Source organism: Pseudomonas sp. KU43P (genome assembly GCF_033095865.1).
In the GTDB taxonomy this organism is placed as follows: domain Bacteria; phylum Pseudomonadota; class Gammaproteobacteria; order Pseudomonadales; family Pseudomonadaceae; genus Aquipseudomonas.
Map to the genome: position 1 here is coordinate 4,640,800 of NZ_AP019365.1, position 16,510 is coordinate 4,657,309.

Sequence of the window (16,510 nt, forward strand, 5' to 3'; positions counted from 1 at the left end):
ACGGGCCGGCGCAGCATGCTCCGGCCGTCAGGAAATCTCCCGCCGGAAGGGCGGCAGCGCATTGAGAATAGCCTTGCCGTAGCGCTGGGTGACCAGACGCCGATCGAGCAGGGTGATAACGCCACGGTCCTGCTCGGTCCGCAGCAGGCGGCCACAGGCCTGGATCAGTTTCAGTGAGGCATCGGGTACGGATATTTCCATGAACGGGTTGCCGCCACGGGCTTCGATCCACTCGGCCAGGGCCGCTTCGACCGGGTCGTCCGGCACCGAGAAGGGAATCTTGGCGATCACCACGTGTTCACAGTAGGCCCCTGGCAAGTCGACACCTTCGGCGAAGCTGGCCAGGCCGAACAGCACGCTGTGCTGGCCATCGTCGACCCGTGCCTTGTGCTTGTTCAGGGTTTCCTGCTTGGACAGATTGCCCTGGATCAGCACCAGCTTGCGCCAATCGCGGTCCAGGCCGTCGAACACGTCCTGCATCTGTTTGCGCGAGGAGAACAGCACCAAAGCGCCGCGGGCGTCTTCGACGATGGCAGGCAGTTCGCGGATGATCGCCGCGGTGTGCGCGGCTGCATCACGTGGGTCGGCCTTGAGGTCGGGCACCCGCAGCAGGCCGGCGTCACCGTGCACGAACGGGCTGGGCACCACGCAGGTGACAGCATCACGCGGCAAGCCCGAACGCATGCGGAAGCGGTCAAACTTGCCCAGTGCGGTGAGCGTTGCGGAAGTCACCAGGGCACCATGGGCCACATTCCACAAACTGCGGCGCAGCATCTCGGCGGCGAGGATGGGGCTTGCGTTGACCTCGATGTCGAACAGCGCCCCGCTCTCGGCAAGGGTTAGCCAGCGCGCCATGGGCGGGCTGTCCTGTGGGTCTTCGGCGGTGAAGGCGGTCCACAGTTCCCAATTGCCCTGGGCCCGGGTGACCAGGCTGCCGAACAGTGGGTACCACTCCTCGGCCTGGTGGCTGGCGATGCCGATGTTGACCTCGCCGTCCATGCCTTCCTTGAGCAGGTCGGCCAGGCGCGTGAACAGGTCGTTGAGCCGGGCAAAGCCTTTTTTCAGTTCGATGCCGACTTCGCGGATCTGCTCCGGCACCACGCCGCCTTCGAAGCGATAGCGTGGACGCTCGCGCCCCTCGGTATCTTCGCTGGGGCGGAAGTCGGCAACCTGCTCGCACAAGGTGAACATGAACTGCTGCTGGGTGCGGATTTCCCGCGCCAGTTCCGGCACCTGCTCGATCAGTTTGCCCAGGTCGCCTGGCAAAGGATGCTGGGCGAGCAGCTTGGTGAGGTTCTTGGCGGTCTGCTCCAGCCAGTCGGCAGTGGAGCGCAAGCGCGAATAGTGGGCGAAGTGGCCGATGGCCTTGTCTGGCAGGTGGTGGCCTTCGTCGAACACGTAGATGGTGTCACGCGGGTCAGGCAGTACCGCACCACCGCCCAGGGCCAAGTCGGCCAGGACCATGTCGTGGTTGGTGACGATCACATCGACCTTGCCCATGCCTTCGCGGGCCTTGTAGAACACGCACTGCTGGAAGTTCGGGCAATGGCGCCCGGTGCACTGGCTGTGGTCGGTGGTCAGGCGCGCCCAGTCCTGGTCCTCCAGGGCTTCGGACCAGCTGTCGCGGTCACCGTCCCAACGGTTGCCGGCCAGCTTCTCGATCATGCTGTTGAACAGCTTCTGGCTGCGCTCGTCCACTTCGATGTGGAAGCCCTCTTCCTCGAACAGCTGGGCAGTGGCCGACTGTGCGTGGCCCTCCTGCAGCAGGATGTCGAGCTTGGACAGGCACAGGTAGCGGCCGCGGCCCTTGGCCAGGGCGAAGCTGAAGTTCAGGCCACTGCTGCGCATCAGGTCGGGCAGGTCCTTGAAGACGATCTGTTCCTGCAGTGCCACGGTCGCGGTAGCGATCACCAGGCGCTTGCCGGCGGCCTTGGCGGCCGGAATCGCGGCCAGGCTGTAGGCCACCGTCTTGCCGGTACCGGTACCCGCCTCTACCGCGACTACGGCAGGCTCGCCGGCACGACGGCCTTCTTCGTCGCAGGCGATGTCGCCAAGCACCTTGGCCACTTCGGCGATCATCAGGCGCTGGCCATAACGCGGCTTGAGGCTCTTGGCTTCGAGAAAACGCGAGTAGGCGCCCTGGATGGTGGCTTTGAGTTCGTTGCTGATCATGGTCTGCAGGCGCCCGGAGGGCTGGATATATTTTCAGTGTTTCGCATGGGGCGGCTATCATACCCCGCTATTGCCCTTTGTGCCGCATGGAGATCCAGATGCTCGCCTTTGCCCTGCCCTACACATTGCATGTCCTGGCCGCCCTGGTGTGGGTCGGTGGCATGTTCTTCGCCTGGCTGGTGCTACGCCCGGCAACGGTTGCAGCCCTTGAGGGGCCAGCCCGGCTGCGACTCTGGGTGGAAGTTTTCCGACGGTTCTTCAGATGGGTCTGGCTGGCAGTGGCCATTCTGGCGATAAGTGGTATCGGCATGTTGCACATGCGTTTCAACGGCTTCGAGACAGCCCCGAAATACATTCACGTGATGATCGGCGGCGGCATTGCCATGTTCGCGCTGTTCATGCGCATCCAGGCATTGCTGCTGCCAGAGCTGAAAACAGCGGTGCAGGCTGAAGACTGGGCTGCCGGGGCTGCCGTGTTGGGCCGGATTCGTCGGATGGTCGGGGTCAACCTGTTGCTGGGGCTGGCCGTGGTGGCAGTGGCCAGCTCGCGGCTACTGATGTAACACGCTTCAGCCACGCCGCGGCAGCTCAGGCTGTCGCGGTATCGACATAACGTGGAATATCCCTGTCAGCAATATCTGCAACCGATCGAACCAGCGATGACTGCGCCCCCGCAGGCTGCCATTGAAGAACAACACTTCCAGCACATGCAGGCCCAGCACCGCGATACCTGCGGCATTGATCAACAGGTTGAACGGCAACGGTTGCGGCATGAGCCGGTTGAACAGCACCACGCCCCAGAACGCCACCGTCAGGACCTTGCCCAGGCCCAGGATGAATTTCATCTGCCGCCCCCTTCTCGTGGTCAATTGAGGTGCAAGTCGACCCGACGGTTGTGCGCGCGCCCTTCCTCGGTATCGTTTTCCGCCACCGGTTCGCTGGCCCCTCGTCCTTCACTGGTGACCTTCTGAGGTGCCAGGCCCTGGCTGATCAGGTACTCGGCAACGCTGGCGGCGCGCCGTTCGGAAAGCACCTGATTGTAACTGTCGGAGCCGACATTGTCGGTGTGGCCAACCACCCTGATGCGCGTGACACCCAACTCGTTGAGCCTCGGCAGCAAGCTTTGCAGCCGCTGCTGACTGCCGGTCGTAAGGTCTGCGGAGTTGAACGCGAACATCACCTGGCCTTGATCGTCGAGGGAAATCACCTCTGGCTTCGGTTCAGGCGCAGGCTGGCTCGGCGGGTATTGCGGCAACGGGCAACCCATGTGGTCGACTTCGGTATTGGCCGGCGTGTCGGGGCAGCGATCACCGCGATCGAACACCCCATCACCGTCCTCGTCACCATCTTGGGCGTAGCAGATGAGCCCGCCTGCAATGGCGCCCAAGGCTCCCCCGCCTGCGGCCCAGCTCGAACTCTCGATGGCACCGAGGCCACCGCCAGCCAGGCCGCCGAGCAGGCTGCAGATCGGCCAGGTCCTTTGATTGAGGGGGGCACTGCCATCACTGTGGGTGGCGCAGCCTGAGAGTAGGCTGGTGACCATCAGCAATGGCAGCGCCGCCTTTGACATAACACTCATCATGAATGCTCCTGTGTCGTTGACCGCAACCGGCCTACAGGAGTAAAGACGCGCCCGCGCCACTTCTCAAGGCGCGGGCGCAGGCCGTCAGCGCTGGATCTTGATCTCGGTGCGACGGTTCATCGAACGCCCATCGGCCGTGGCATTGTCCGCCACTGGCTGGGTCTCGCCGGCACCGACCACCGAGACGAAGCTGGCGCGCGGAACGCCGCTCTCGATCAGGTATTCGGTCACCGAGTGTGCACGACGCTCGGACAGTTTCTGGTTGTAGCTGTCGGAGCCGACGCTGTCGGTGTGGCCGGTAACGCTGAGGCGAGCGCTTGGCGCTTCCTGCTTCAGGCGGGTAGCGATGGTGTTAAGGCGTTCCTTGTCGGCCGCAGTCAGGCGGGCGGAATCGAACTCGAAGTGCACGTCACGGATGACGATGACTTCTTCTTTCTGCACCACCACTTCCTCGACCACCGGCGCCGGCTCGGGTGGGCAGCCATTGGCATCGACCTGCACGCCGCGTGGCGTGCCCGGGCACTTGTCGCGGCTGTCTGGCACGCCATCGCCGTCTTCGTCACCATCACCGTGAGCCCAGCAGTAACCCGCCGCCAGGCCACCGCCAAGCAGCGCGCCCCAACCCGCCCACGTAGAACTTTCGATGGCGCCCAGGGCGGCACCGCCCACGCCCCCGACGGCAGCACACTTCGGCCAGTCGGTTTTTTGCAAACCTGCACAACCAGTCAACACACTGGTGAGCAGTACCAGGGGTATCGCTGTGCGTACTATGCTCATTTTGTTGCTTCTCCTAGGGGGAATCGGCATAAGACCGATCTCTGGGAGTAAAGACCGCGCAATCAATCCCTGCCAGCAATAAGCCATGTCCCGGCACATGCCCCTTTGCCCACACGCAATGGCCCGCTAGTCTTGGGCAACCTGAACGAGGATTGGCAATGACCGACGGTTTTTCCCAACGTACCCCGCAGCAGGCCCTGGCGGCCCTGCTCGAACGCTTCACACCGCAGCGTCTGCTGCTGGTGGGCACGCGCTTTCCGGCCTTGGAGGCATTCGCCCAGGCGCACCCGCACGTGATCATCGAAACTGCCGCGCCCGGCCCTCTGCCGGCTGCACTCGCCGCTCAGCGCTTCGACCTGGCGGTGCTGGTGGACTGCCTGGAACACCTGCCTAAGCGCACCGGCCTGGAACTGCTGGGGGGCATCCGCAACCTCAATGCCAGCCGCGTGGCGGTGCTGGCCGACCTGCCCGCCTGTGGCTGGCACGACACCGACTTTTTCGCCCTGGCGCTGTCTGCCAGCGAGAAATTCCGGCGCGATGAGCAGGTTCTGAGCTTGTTCACCTATGATCTACATGACTATAAGCAGGTTCCGGACTGGCTCAATGCCAAGTTCTGGGCCAATCCTGAAAACTTCGGCAAGTACTGGTGGTGATGATGAGTGTCTCGGTTTGCCCTTGTGGTAGCGGCAACCTGCTCGACGCCTGCTGCGGGCACTACCATGTCGGTACCCCGGCGCCGGACGCGCAGACGCTGATGCGCTCGCGCTACAGTGCCTATGTGCTGGGCCTGATCGATTATCTGGTGGCCACCACCCTGCCAGCCCAGCAGGCTGGCCTGGACCGCGATGCCATGGCCGCCTGGAGCGCCCAGAGCACCTGGCTTGGCCTGGAAGTGGAAAGCGCGCAGGTGCTTGGCGGCCAGCCCGAACACGCCTTCGTCACCTTCACCGCACGCTGGCATGACCAGGAGGGCGACCACCAGCATCGCGAACGGTCGGCCTTTGTCCAACACGACCGGCGCTGGTACTTCATCGATCCGACCGTCGAGCTCAAGGCAGGACGTAACGACCCCTGCCCTTGCGCGAGCGGGCAGAAGTTCAAGAAATGCTGCGCCAGCTACGTCGGTAACTGAGCATGATTGCCCAGGCCCGCCTGCTGCTGCTCGGAACCCTCCTGGCAATGCTGTCGGGCTGCGCAATCTGGGGCGATGACGACTGGCGCGACCCCGAGGTGCACCTGGTCAAGGTCGAGACCGTGAAGGCGCGCCTGCTGGAGCAGGAGTTCGTCCTGCACCTGCGCATCGACAACCCCAACGACAGCCGCCTGTTCATCCGTAACCTGAACTATTCGCTGTGGCTCAACGACCTGCTGCTGGTCGAAGATGAAGCGAGCATCTGGCGCAGCGTCGGTGGCCATGCAAGGCGCACGTTCAAGATCACGGCACGGACCAACCTGTGGCAGCACCTCAAGCCGCTGGTCAAGCTGCTCAAGAGTGACGATGAGCTGCACTACCGATTGCGCGGCGAGCTCGCCACCGGGCTGATCATCCATCGGGACCTGCACTTGTCGCGCAGTGGTGAGATAATCCCCGGTGATTTCCTACCGGAGTAACCCTGCAATGACCCAGCAACCCCATGTCCATGGCCCAGACTGCAACCACGGTCACGATCATCACCACGATCACGACCATGGCCATGTGCACGGCCCGCACTGCAACCACGGCCACCAGGAGCCGGTGCGCAACGCCCTGAAGGACGTCGGCCGCAACGACCCGTGCCCGTGCGGCAGCCAGAAGAAATTCAAGAAGTGCCACGGCGCCTGATCAGGTGCCAGGCTGCCAGCTCCGGGCTTTGCGCCTGAAGCTGGCGACCGCTGGTAAATAAAGCTTCGACGCACCTTGCACGGCGACTGCGCGCTCACTACCTTAGCGCCTTTCCAACACTGCCACGCCTTGCAGGAGCCCTTGTCATGGCCGCCCCCGTCCTTCTCCCCTTCCGCCTGCGGTTCGCCAGCGCTGCCACGCTGCTCGGCATGCTCGGGCTAGCCGGCTGCCAGATGGGTGGCTATCAGGACAGTGTGCCCCCGACTACTGGTGTGCAACCGCTCACGGGCCTGGCACAGAACGTGTCGATACGGCGCAATGCCATGGGCGCGCCGCTGATCGAAAGCAGCAGCTTCCATGACGCTCTGTTCAGCCTTGGCTATGTGCATGCCGGTGACCGCATCGAGCAGATGCTCGCCATGCGCCTGCTGGCGCAGGGCCGCCTGGCCGAGATGGCCGGCAGCGAAGCGCTGGACATCGACCGTCTGATGCGTGCGGCCAACCTCAAGCAGAACGCCTCCCAGCTGTATGCCGATGCCTCGCCACGGCTCAAGCGCTTCTTCGAAGTCTATGCCCGCGGTGTCAATGCCTACCTGTTCCGCTACCGCGACAAGCTGCCGGCCAACCTTGCCAGCAGCGGCTACCGCCCGGAGTACTGGAAGCCTGAAGATTCGGCGTTGATTTTCAGCCTGTATGCCTTCAGCCAGTCGGTGAACCTGCAGGAGGAGCTCAGCGCCCTGACCCTAGCGCAGAAAGTGGGCAGCGACAAACTCGCCTGGCTGCTGCCCGGCGCCCCGGATGAACCGTTGGCAGACGCCGAGGTGGACAAGCTCAAGGGCCTGAACCTGAACAGCCAATTGCCTGGCCTGGCAACCTTGGCCGCAGCCAGCCAGAAGCTCGCCGACCTGGGCCTGCTTGGCAGCCCGGGTTCGGCCAACCTGGCCCTGGGCCCGCAACGCAGCCGCAGCGGCAAGAGCCTGCTGGCCAGCGACAGCCGTGCCGCCTGGGCCTTGAGCCCGGTGCAGATCCATACCGGCAAGTACCAGGTCGCGGGCCTCTCGCTGCCCGGGCTGCCCATCGTGCTGGCCGGCTACAACGGCAAGCTGGCCTGGAGCAGCAGCGCGGTAATGGCCGACAACCAGGACCTGTACCTGGAGCAGTTGCGCCACCAGGGCAGCCAGGTCAGCTACCTGGCCGATGGCAAATGGCAACCGGCCCGCGCCCGCAGCGAAACCTTCTTCGTGCGTGGCCAGCGGCCGTTGCGTGAAGTGATGTACGACACCCGCCACGGCACCCTGCTCGCCCAGTCCGGCAACCCAAGCCTGGGCCTGGCGCTGAACCTGCCGCAGATCAAGGGCGACCGCAGCCTCGATGCACTGTTCGACCTGACCCGCGCACAAACGGTGGAGCGCGCCTTCGACAGCACTCGCGAAGTGGCCGCGGCAGCACTCAACTTCGTCTTCGCCGAAGCCGAACACATTGGCTGGCAAGTCAGCGGCCGTTACCCCAACCGTCGCGAAGGCCAGGGCCTGCTGCCATCGCCAGGCTGGGACGGGCGCTACGACTGGGACGGCTATGCCGACCCGATGCTCCACCCCTACGACCAGGACCCGCCAGAAGGCTGGCTCGGCCATGCCAACCAGCGCAGCCTGCCCCGCGGTTATGGCATGCAGTTGTCCAATACCTGGTATTACCCCGAGCGCGCCGAGCGCCTGGCCCAGCTGGCCGGCAATGGGCGGCATGACAGCCGCAGCCTGATGGCCCTGCAGAACGACCAGGTAACGCTGCTGGCCGACAAGCTCAAGCAGATGTTCGACGCCCCCGGCATGGCCCAGCCGCTCAAACAGGCCATCGATGCTCTGCCGCCAGCCCAGGGCGACAAGGCTCGGGACGCCTTGGCCCGCCTCAAGGCCTTCGATGGCCGCCTGAGCCCGGCCTCGGCGGATGCGGCGCTGTATGAGCTGTTCCTGCAGGAAGTCGCACGCCAGGCCTTCCTCGACGAACTCGGCCCGGAATCCGGCCCGGCCTGGCAGGCGTTCGTCAGCAACGCCCAGCTGTCCTACTCGGCCCAGGCCGACCACCTGCTCGGCCGCGAGGACAGCCCCTTCTGGGATGACCGCAGCACGCCGCAGAAGGAAGATAAACCGGCCATTCTTGCCCGCAGCCTGGCCGCAGCCGTGGATGCCGGCACCGCGCAACTGGGCGCCGATCTGCGCACCTGGCAGTGGGGCAAGCTGCACCAGTACCGTTGGCCTGCCCCGGCCTATCACGGCTTGGGCGATACCCAGAGCCGTTCGCCGCTTGCCGCGGGAGGCGACTTCAGTACTTTGGCGCTGACGCCGTACGCTTGGGGCAGCGATTTCGACACCCATCTGCCGGCTTCGGCGCGGATGATCGTCGACTTCGGCCAGGCCGAGCCGTTGCAGGTGCTGACCAGCAGCGGGCAGTCCGGCAACCCGGCCAGCGGGCATTACAGCGACGGGCTGGATGCGTGGTTCAAGGGGCGTTTCATGAGCTTGCCGCTGCAACCGCAGAACTTTGGGCGGGCGTATGGGAGTCAGCGGTTGAGCCTGGTACCGGGCAGGTAATGGCGCGGGATTGCGTGAGGTGTGACTGGCGCTCGGCGTCGATTCTCTAGTGGTCTTGAGATCGAGCGCCGCGCGCGGCGCTCGATCTCAAGACCGATAAAAATGCCATGACAAACACCGCTCCCCCACCAACACGATCCAACCCCAAGCGAACTTCCCAACCCTGGCCCCGCTCCTAACTGGTAACCCCAGCCATCAGCGCCCACGCCATGGACCTCGTAATCGCCCGCCCCGAAGGCCTGTACTGCCCGCCCGGTGATTTCTACATCGACCCCTGGCGCCCGGTTTCACGGGCAATCATCACCCACGGCCATGGCGACCATGCCCGCAGCGGTAATCGTCATTACCTGACCGCCACCCCGGGGGCCGGCATCCTGCGCAGCCGGCTGGGGCCGGACATCGACTTGCAAACCCTGGCCTATGGCGAGCGCATCCAGCACCACGGCGTCACCGTGAGCCTGCACCCGGCCGGGCATGTGCTGGGCTCGGCGCAAGTGCGTGTGGAATACGAGGGCGAAGTCTGGGTGGCTTCTGGCGACTACAAGGTCGAACCAGACGGCACCTGCGCCGCCTTCGAACCGGTGCGTTGCCACACCTTCATCACCGAGTCGACCTTCGGCCTGCCCATCTACCGATGGCCCGAGCAGGCGCAGATATTCGCGGGCATCAACAGCTGGTGGCGCAGCAACCGCGACCAGGGCAAGGCCAGCGTGTTGTTCTGTTATGCCTTCGGCAAGGCTCAGCGCATTCTCCACGGCCTGGACCCAAGCATTGGCCCGATCCTGGTGCACGGCGCGGTCGAGCCGCTGAACCGGGTGTACCGTGAGGCTGGCGTGCATTTGCCACCCACCCGTTACGCCGGCGATATCCCGCGCAACGACCCGCTCATGCGCCAAGCCGTGGTACTTGCACCGCCTTCGGCAGCCGGCAGCACTTGGATGCGGCGTTTCGGCGATTACAGCGATGCCTTCGCCAGCGGCTGGATGCTGCTGCGCGGTACGCGCCGACGCCGTGGCGTTGACCGGGGGTTCGTGCTTTCCGATCATGCCGATTGGCCGGGGCTGCTATGGGCCATCGGCCAGACCGGCGCCGAGCGGGTGATGGTCACCCATGGCTCGGTCAATGTGTTGGTGCGCTACCTCAACGAGCAGGGGCTGGATGCCCGCCCATTCGTCACCGAGTACGGCGACGAAGATGACGCGCTCATCACAGAGCCCGAGCCATGAAGGCCTTCGCCGCGCTGTACTTGCGCCTGGATGCGACCACCTCCAGCAATGCCAAGCTCGAGGCACTGCGTGACTACTTCGCCAGCGCGCCTGCCGAGGACGCGGCCTGGGCGGTGTATTTCCTGGCCGGAGGCCGGCCTCGGCAATTGGTGCCTACCCGCCTGTTGCGCGAATTGACCACGCAATTGGCCGGGCTACCCGAATGGCTGTTCGAGGAAAGCTATCAAGCGGTGGGCGACCTGGCGGAGACCATTTCCCTGGTGCTGCCGACCACCTCCCAGGGCAACGACGAAGGTCTCGCCCATTGGGTGGAAGTACATCTGCTACTGCTGCGCGGATTGCCGCCAGAGGCCATTCGACAACGGCTTCCGCCTCTGTGGGCCCAGCTCGACCGCCCGAGCCTGATGCTGTGCCTGAAGCTGATCACCGGCAGTTTCCGCGTGGGCGTGTCCAAACTCCTGGTCACTCGGGCCCTGGCACAACTGGCCGGCCTGGACAGCAAGCGCGTGGCACAGCGCCTGGTTGGCTATACCGACATCGGCCACCGCCCCACGGCAGACGACTATCAGAAACTGGTCGCTGCCGAGTCGCCCGATGAACACCTGCAGCGTGGCGGCCAGCCTTACCCGTTCTTCCTCGCACATGCCCTGCAGGCTCCCACCGAGCAGTTCGACGCCTTGCTCGGCGCACCCAGCGACTGGCAGATCGAGTGGAAGTGGGATGGCATCCGCGCCCAGGTGGTCAAGCGCGATGGGCAGCTGTGGATCTGGTCGCGCGGGGAAGAGCTGGTGACCGACCGTTTTCCAGAGCTGCACAGCCTGGTGCAGACCTTGCCGGACGGCGTCGTGCTCGATGGCGAAATCCTGGTCTGGAAGGCGGACGCCAGCAATGACATGCTGGCCGTGCAACCCTTCGCCTTGCTGCAGCAACGGATCGGGCGCAAGACGCTGGGCAAGAAACTGCTCGCCGACGCGCCGGTGATCCTGCAAGCCTACGATTTGCTGGAATGGCAAGGCGAGGACTGGCGTAACCGCCAGCAACATGAACGCCGCCAGCAACTGCAATGGTTGGTCGAAACCTATCCGCTGGCCCCCGTGCTGCTTTCGCCGTTGCTTCAAGGCGACAGCTGGGAAGCACTTGCCGAACAGCGCGAACAGTCGCGCAGCCTGGGCGTCGAAGGGCTGATGCTGAAGCAACGAGAGGCCTTGTACGGCGTGGGCCGGACCAAGGACATGGGCCTCTGGTGGAAGTGGAAGATCGACCCGTTCAGTGTCGATGCCGTGCTGATCTACGCACAGCGCGGCCATGGCCGGCGGGCCAGCCTCTACAGCGACTACACCTTTGCCGTCTGGAACGCGCCCGCCGGCACGCCGGATCGTGCCCTTGTGCCCTTCGCCAAGGCCTATTCAGGGCTCAGCGATGAAGAAATGCGCAAGGTCGATGCAATCATCCGCAAGACCACGGTGGAAACCTTCGGCCCGGTACGCAGCGTGACCCCAACCTTGGTGTTCGAACTTGGCTTCGAAGGCATTGCCTTGTCCAAGCGGCACAAGAGCGGGATTGCCGTGCGTTTTCCGCGCATGCTGCGCTGGCGACTGGACAAGCCGGTGGAGGAAGCCGATGACCTGGCCACCTTGCAGGCGCTGTTGGCCTGAAGACGAAGCAGTGAGGCACAGTGGCCGATTTTATGCTTCTATCTTTGTCGCACCGTTTTCGCCACGCCCTCAGGACCACCATGCACCATTCGACCCACGACCTGCTCTCCCCCGTACCCGGCATCAGCCGCCAATTGCACAGCTTCCACTTCGGCCCCCGCGGTGGCGCCAAGGTGTACATCCAGGCCTCGCTGCATGCCGACGAGCTGCCTGGCATGCTGGTTGCCTGGCACCTCAAGCGCCAGCTCGCCGAACTGGAACAGCAAGGCCGCCTGCGCCGGGAAATCATCCTGGTGCCCGTGGCCAACCCGGTAGGCCTGGAACAAGTGGTGCTGGACGCGCCGCTGGGGCGTTTCGAGCTGCAGAGCGGTGAGAACTTCAACCGCAAGTTCGTCGATCTTTCCGACAGCATCGGCGACCAGATCGATGGCCATCTGACCCAAGACCCCGCGCATAACCTTGCATTGATTCGCGAGTACCTGCGCCGCGGCCTCGACGCTCACCCGGCCCATACCCCCCTGCAATCGCAACGCCTGACCTTGCAGCGGCTGGCCTGCGATGCCGACCTGGTGCTGGACCTGCACTGCGACTTCGAAGCCGTCGAACACCTCTACACCACTCCCGAGGCGTGGCCCCAAGTCGAGCCACTGGCTCGCTACCTCGGTGCCCAGGCCAGCTTGCTGGCCACCGACTCCGGCGGTCAGTCATTCGACGAATGTTTCAGCCTGGTCTGGTGGCAACTGCAGCAACGCTTCGGCAAACGCTTCCCGATCCCGCTGGGCAGCGTTGCGGTGACCGTCGAACTGCGCGGCCAGGCGGACGTCAGCCACGACCTGGCGGGCAAAGACTGCCAGGCGATCCTCAATTACCTGACCCATGCCGGCGTCATCGCCGGCAACGCCGCCGCTCTGCCGCCATTGCCACGCGCCGCGACGCCGCTGGCAGCCGTGGAGCCTGTGTCGGCGCCGCTGGGGGGGTTGCTGGTGTATCACGTGCGCCCAGGCCAGCAGGTGGAGGCCGGGCAGCTGATCGCCGAAGTGATCGACCCGCTCAGCGACCGCGTCACCGCCGTGCGCGCCGCCCAGCCAGGGTTGCTCTATGCCCGTAGCGTGCGCCGCATGGCGACCGCCGGCATGGTCATCGCCCATGTCGCCGGCGAACAGGTGTTGCGCACCGGCTACCTACTGGCCAACTGACCCGGTAAAACCAATGCACGTGGCTCAAGGTCTGTAGAAGCACAACCTTGCAAGGATCACACCGCGCATGCCTGCTTCTACCGACCTTGCCACTGCCTGGTTCGCCACGCGCGGCTGGAAGCCCTTCGCCTTCCAGCGGCAGGTCTGGGCAGCCGTCGGTCGAGGCGAATCCGGGCTGCTACATGCCAGCACCGGGGCTGGCAAGACTTACGCCGTCTGGCTTGCCGCCCTGCGCGCCTTTGCCGAGCCGACACCCGAGCGCCTGCCCCCCGGGCTGCAAGTGCTATGGATCACGCCCATGCGCGCGTTGGCGGCCGATACCGCACGTGCCTTGCAAGCCCCGCTGGACGACCTTGGCCTGAACTGGACCGTAGCGGTACGCAGCGGCGATACCAGCAGTGCGGAACGCGCGCGCCAGGCTCGGCGCCTGCCGAGCGCGCTGATCACCACGCCCGAGAGCCTGACCTTGCTGCTGACCCGCGCCCAGGCCGAAAGCGACTTCGCCAGCCTGCGCTTGGTGGTGGTCGATGAATGGCACGAACTGCTTGGCAACAAACGTGGCGTTCAACTGCAACTCGCCCTCGCGTGCCTGCGGCGCTGGCGGCCAGGCCTGGTGACCTGGGGCCTTTCGGCTACGTTGGGCAACCTGCCGCATGCCCTCGACGTGCTGTTGCCCCAAGGCGGCCAACTGGTACGAGGCCGCCAGGACAAACGGCTGGTCGTCGACACCCTGCTGCCACCGGCCATCGAACGCTTCCCCTGGGCCGGGCACATGGGCCTGAAGATGCTCGACCAGGTCGCCGATGCACTCGATGCCAGTGCCAGCAGTTTAGTGTTCACCAACACCCGCGCCCAGGCCGAACTCTGGTACCAGGCCTTGCTCGATGCGCGCCCCGACTGGGCCGGGCAGATCGCCCTGCATCATGCTTCGCTGGCCCGTGCAACGCGCGACTGGGTCGAACTGAGCCTCAAGCAAGGGGCGCTCAAGGCGGTGATCTGTACTTCCAGCCTGGATCTGGGCGTGGACTTTCTGCCGGTAGAGCGGGTGTTGCAGATCGGCTCGACCAAGGGCATCGCTCGGCTCATGCAGAGAGCCGGCCGTTCAGGGCATGCGCCGGGGCGGCGTTCGCGGATCACCCTGGTACCCACCCACAGCCTGGAGCTGGTGGAAGCCGCCGCCGCGCGCGAGGCGCTGGCGGCCGGCCATATCGAGGCGCGCCGCTCGCCACGCCTGTGCATGGATGTACTGGTCCAGCATCTGGTCAGCATGGCACTGGGCGCGGGCTTTCGCCCTGCAGAACTGCTGGCGGAAGTACGCGATACCTGGGCGTTTCGCGACCTGCGCGACAGCCAGTGGCAGTGGGCACTGGGCTTCGTCTGCCAGGGTGGCAGCTCGCTCAGCGCCTACCCCGATTACCAGCGTGTCGAGGCCCACCCCGACGGCATCTGGCGGGTGGCCAGCGAACGCCTGGCACGGCGACACCGCATGGGCATCGGCACCATCGTCAGTGATGCCAGCCTGCAACTCAAGTACTGGAGCAAGGGTGGCGGTGGCAAGCACCTTGGCAGTGTCGAGGAAGCCTTCATAGCCCGCCTGCGCCCAGGCGACACGCTGGTGTTTGCCGGACGCGTGCTGGAGCTGGTTAGGGTCGAGAACATGACCGCCTACGTACGCCGCAGCACGGCTCGCAAGGCCGCCGTGGCGCGTTGGAATGGCGGGCGCATGCCGCTGTCCAGCGAACTGGCCGATGCCTTGGTCGAGCAACTGGATGCCGCTGCCCACGGCCGCTACGCCAGCCCGGAAATGCGCGCGGTGCGCCCACTGCTGGCACTGCAGGCACGCTGGTCGGCCTTGCCTACCACGCAGACACTGCTGGCCGAGACCTTGGCATCTCGGCAGGGCTGGCACCTGTTCCTGTACCCGTTTGCCGGACGCATGGCCAATTTGGGCCTGGCCAGCCTGATCGCCTGGCGAGTCAGCCGGCAGCAACCGCTCTCGGTGTCGATCGCGGTCAGCGACTATGGCTTCGAACTGCTCAGCCCAAGCCCGGTGGACTGGGCCTCCCACCTGCCCGCCGCGCTGTCCACCGAGCATTTGCTGGACGATGTATTGGCCAGTCTCAACGCTGGAGAAATGGCCTTGAGGCGCTTTCGCGAAATTGCCCAGATCGCCGGGCTGGTCTTCGGCGGCTACCCGGCTGCGCAGAAAAGCACCCGCCAGATCCAGGCTTCGAGTGGGTTGTTCTATGAGGTGTTTCGCAAACACGACGCCCACAACCTGCTGCTCGGCCAGGCTCGGGATGAAGTGTTGCGCGAAGAGCTGGAAATCGAGCGTTTGCAACGGCAATTACAGAAGATGGGCCAGTTGCAGTTGGACCTTCAAGTGTTGCAACGGCCAGGGCCGTTGGCCTTCGCACTGCTGGTGGAAGGCATGCGCGAAACGTTGAGCACGGAGAAGCTGGCGGACCGGATTGCTCGGATGGTGGCAGACCTCGAGAAAGCGGCCATGCGAGGGAATGGTGAACCATGAACAGCGCCCTGGTGGTCGAGCATTGCGGTGAGACGCTCTGGCTGCTGCCGGGCAAGGCCATCTACTGGCCCGCTCGCCAAGCGCTGCTGGTGGCCGATGTGCATATCGGCAAGGCCGCCAGTTATCGGGCGCTGCACCAACCTGTGCCCCGGGGCACCACCGACGCGACTCTGGTACGCCTGGGTGAGCTGCTGGCCACATACGATTGCAAGCAGCTGGTGATCCTTGGGGATTTCCTCCACGCCCGCACGGCGCGAGCGCCGAACACACTGGCCAAGCTGCAGGCATGGCGCGAACAGCATGCCGAGCTGCGCATCGTACTGATCCGGGGCAACCACGACCGCCACGCCGGTGACCCACCTGCCGGGTTGGCCATCGAGGTGATCGACGAACCCTGGCTGGTGGCGCCCTTCGCCTTGCAGCATGAACCCGTGCCGCACCCCCAATACCCGGTGCTGGCGGGCCATGTGCATCCGGTCTACCTGTTACGCGGGCGGGCCCGGCAGCGCCTGCGGCTCCCGTGCTTTGTGCTCGACGCCCAGGTCAGCCTGCTGCCGGCTTTCGGAGAGTTTACCGGAGGCTTTACTGTCACACCGAGCGCAGATAGCCGTGTATTCGTCACCGGCGACGGTCACGTGTGGTCGCTGAGCGGTTGATCAGGCCACCGGCGCGGGTGGTGGTTCGTCCGGCCTGATGGGATCGCCCGGTTCACTCGGTTCGGGCGGTTGAGGGGTATCGGGTTCGGGCTGGTGCGGCACCCCCCCGGCCTGCATCGGCAACGGGTGAGCCAGCAACGACCAGGGCAGCAGGCCGACCTGGTTGGGCTGCAGCACAGCCAGCTTCGCGCTGATTGCGGGATGGAGTTTCATTGGCTGCTCCTGACGAGAGCCGATGCGCCTCATGCACATCGGCACGGTTACCCGTTGGAGTGCCAAAGGCGCGGGGAATTCCCCGCGCTCGTC

Annotated in this window: 16 protein-coding genes; 11 read left to right on the plus strand and 5 right to left on the minus strand. The window is 65.0% G+C overall.

From position 1 onward, the window contains the following. Positions 1 to 27: 27 nt before the first annotated feature. Positions 28 to 2,172: an ATP-dependent DNA helicase DinG gene (gene dinG / locus KU43P_RS21235; RefSeq protein WP_317659382.1), complete on the minus strand. Its 2,145-nt coding sequence runs from the start codon at positions 2,170 to 2,172 to the stop codon at positions 28 to 30. 98 nt (positions 2,173 to 2,270) lie between these two features. Between dinG and KU43P_RS21240 the strand changes: the two genes are divergently transcribed. Continuing rightward, positions 2,271 to 2,735: a CopD family protein gene (locus KU43P_RS21240; RefSeq protein ID WP_008090634.1), complete on the plus strand. Its 465-nt coding sequence runs from the start codon at positions 2,271 to 2,273 to the stop codon at positions 2,733 to 2,735. Between the two features lie 6 nt (positions 2,736 to 2,741). On the opposite strand, the gene KU43P_RS21245 is transcribed toward KU43P_RS21240, so the two are convergent. The 3 genes from KU43P_RS21245 to KU43P_RS21255 all read right to left on the minus strand — a co-directional run bounded on the left by KU43P_RS21245 (position 2,742) and on the right by KU43P_RS21255 (position 4,531). Next, a complete protein-coding gene (locus KU43P_RS21245) occupies positions 2,742 to 3,017 on the minus strand; it encodes a DUF1145 domain-containing protein (RefSeq protein WP_317659383.1) in 276 nt (91 codons plus the stop codon). Positions 3,018 to 3,037: 20 nt separating this feature from the next. Continuing rightward, positions 3,038 to 3,751 (minus strand): OmpA family protein, encoded by a 714-nt coding sequence (locus tag KU43P_RS21250; protein WP_317659385.1) that lies wholly within the window; start codon positions 3,749 to 3,751, stop codon positions 3,038 to 3,040. An 87-nt stretch (positions 3,752 to 3,838) separates the two neighbouring features. Beyond that, entirely contained in the window at positions 3,839 to 4,531 is a 693-nt protein-coding gene (locus KU43P_RS21255; RefSeq protein ID WP_317659387.1) for an OmpA family protein, read from the minus strand. Positions 4,532 to 4,689: 158 nt separating this feature from the next. Between KU43P_RS21255 and KU43P_RS21260 the strand changes: the two genes are divergently transcribed. From KU43P_RS21260 to pdeM, 10 genes are all read left to right on the plus strand, one after another. Continuing rightward, positions 4,690 to 5,184, plus strand: a complete 495-nt coding sequence (locus KU43P_RS21260; protein WP_317659389.1) for a DUF6231 family protein — start codon at positions 4,690 to 4,692, stop codon at positions 5,182 to 5,184. Positions 5,185 to 5,186: 2 nt separating this feature from the next. After that, positions 5,187 to 5,663 carry a YchJ family protein gene (locus tag KU43P_RS21265; RefSeq protein WP_317659391.1) on the plus strand — a complete coding sequence of 159 codons (477 nt, stop codon included), beginning with the start codon at positions 5,187 to 5,189 and terminating at the stop codon, positions 5,661 to 5,663. Positions 5,664 to 5,665: 2 nt separating this feature from the next. Further along, positions 5,666 to 6,142, plus strand: a complete 477-nt coding sequence (locus KU43P_RS21270) for an LEA type 2 family protein (protein ID WP_317659393.1) — start codon at positions 5,666 to 5,668, stop codon at positions 6,140 to 6,142. Positions 6,143 to 6,149: 7 nt separating this feature from the next. After that, the gene (locus KU43P_RS21275) at positions 6,150 to 6,353 is read left to right on the plus strand and encodes an SEC-C metal-binding domain-containing protein (RefSeq protein ID WP_011532538.1); all 204 of its coding nucleotides are present in this window, start codon (positions 6,150 to 6,152) and stop codon (positions 6,351 to 6,353) included. Positions 6,354 to 6,499: 146 nt separating this feature from the next. Continuing rightward, positions 6,500 to 8,941 carry a penicillin acylase family protein gene (locus KU43P_RS21280; protein WP_317659398.1) on the plus strand — a complete coding sequence of 814 codons (2,442 nt, stop codon included), beginning with the start codon at positions 6,500 to 6,502 and terminating at the stop codon, positions 8,939 to 8,941. 209 nt (positions 8,942 to 9,150) lie between these two features. Further along, complete coding sequence (locus KU43P_RS21285) at positions 9,151 to 10,167, plus strand: ligase-associated DNA damage response exonuclease (RefSeq protein ID WP_317659399.1); 1,017 nt, start codon at positions 9,151 to 9,153, stop codon at positions 10,165 to 10,167. After that, on the plus strand, positions 10,164 to 11,822 hold the full coding sequence (locus KU43P_RS21290; RefSeq protein WP_317659400.1) for an ATP-dependent DNA ligase: 1,659 nt from the start codon (positions 10,164 to 10,166) through the stop codon (positions 11,820 to 11,822). Before KU43P_RS21285 ends, KU43P_RS21290 begins: the two co-directional genes overlap by 4 nt. Before the next feature lie 80 nt (positions 11,823 to 11,902). Next, positions 11,903 to 13,018 carry a succinylglutamate desuccinylase/aspartoacylase family protein gene (locus KU43P_RS21295; RefSeq protein ID WP_317659401.1) on the plus strand — a complete coding sequence of 372 codons (1,116 nt, stop codon included), beginning with the start codon at positions 11,903 to 11,905 and terminating at the stop codon, positions 13,016 to 13,018. 67 nt (positions 13,019 to 13,085) lie between these two features. Then, on the plus strand, positions 13,086 to 15,548 hold the full coding sequence (locus KU43P_RS21300; protein WP_317659403.1) for a ligase-associated DNA damage response DEXH box helicase: 2,463 nt from the start codon (positions 13,086 to 13,088) through the stop codon (positions 15,546 to 15,548). Beyond that, positions 15,545 to 16,204, plus strand: coding sequence for a ligase-associated DNA damage response endonuclease PdeM (gene pdeM, locus KU43P_RS21305; protein WP_317659404.1), 660 nt, complete (start codon positions 15,545 to 15,547; stop codon positions 16,202 to 16,204). Before KU43P_RS21300 ends, pdeM begins: the two co-directional genes overlap by 4 nt. Here the strand turns inward: pdeM and KU43P_RS21310 are convergent, their stop codons facing one another. Beyond that, positions 16,205 to 16,417, minus strand: coding sequence for a hypothetical protein (locus KU43P_RS21310; protein WP_317659405.1), 213 nt, complete (start codon positions 16,415 to 16,417; stop codon positions 16,205 to 16,207). Positions 16,418 to 16,510: the final 93 nt, after the last annotated feature.

Coding starts and splice junctions, on each gene's coding strand:
- KU43P_RS21310 (WP_317659405.1), bottom strand. CDS start 16,417: ATGAAACTCCATCCCGCAATCAGCGCGAAGCTGGCTGTGCTGCAGCCC.
- KU43P_RS21270 (WP_317659393.1), top strand. CDS start 5,666: ATGATTGCCCAGGCCCGCCTGCTGCTGCTCGGAACCCTCCTGGCAATG.
- KU43P_RS21250 (WP_317659385.1), bottom strand. CDS start 3,751: ATGAGTGTTATGTCAAAGGCGGCGCTGCCATTGCTGATGGTCACCAGC.
- KU43P_RS21240 (WP_008090634.1), top strand. CDS start 2,271: ATGCTCGCCTTTGCCCTGCCCTACACATTGCATGTCCTGGCCGCCCTG.
- KU43P_RS21260 (WP_317659389.1), top strand. CDS start 4,690: ATGACCGACGGTTTTTCCCAACGTACCCCGCAGCAGGCCCTGGCGGCC.
- KU43P_RS21295 (WP_317659401.1), top strand. CDS start 11,903: ATGCACCATTCGACCCACGACCTGCTCTCCCCCGTACCCGGCATCAGC.
- KU43P_RS21265 (WP_317659391.1), top strand. CDS start 5,187: ATGAGTGTCTCGGTTTGCCCTTGTGGTAGCGGCAACCTGCTCGACGCC.
- KU43P_RS21285 (WP_317659399.1), top strand. CDS start 9,151: ATGGACCTCGTAATCGCCCGCCCCGAAGGCCTGTACTGCCCGCCCGGT.
- KU43P_RS21275 (WP_011532538.1), top strand. CDS start 6,150: ATGACCCAGCAACCCCATGTCCATGGCCCAGACTGCAACCACGGTCAC.
- pdeM (WP_317659404.1), top strand. CDS start 15,545: ATGAACAGCGCCCTGGTGGTCGAGCATTGCGGTGAGACGCTCTGGCTG.
- KU43P_RS21255 (WP_317659387.1), bottom strand. CDS start 4,531: ATGAGCATAGTACGCACAGCGATACCCCTGGTACTGCTCACCAGTGTG.
- KU43P_RS21280 (WP_317659398.1), top strand. CDS start 6,500: ATGGCCGCCCCCGTCCTTCTCCCCTTCCGCCTGCGGTTCGCCAGCGCT.
- KU43P_RS21300 (WP_317659403.1), top strand. CDS start 13,086: ATGCCTGCTTCTACCGACCTTGCCACTGCCTGGTTCGCCACGCGCGGC.
- KU43P_RS21290 (WP_317659400.1), top strand. CDS start 10,164: ATGAAGGCCTTCGCCGCGCTGTACTTGCGCCTGGATGCGACCACCTCC.
- dinG (WP_317659382.1), bottom strand. CDS start 2,172: ATGATCAGCAACGAACTCAAAGCCACCATCCAGGGCGCCTACTCGCGT.
- KU43P_RS21245 (WP_317659383.1), bottom strand. CDS start 3,017: ATGAAATTCATCCTGGGCCTGGGCAAGGTCCTGACGGTGGCGTTCTGG.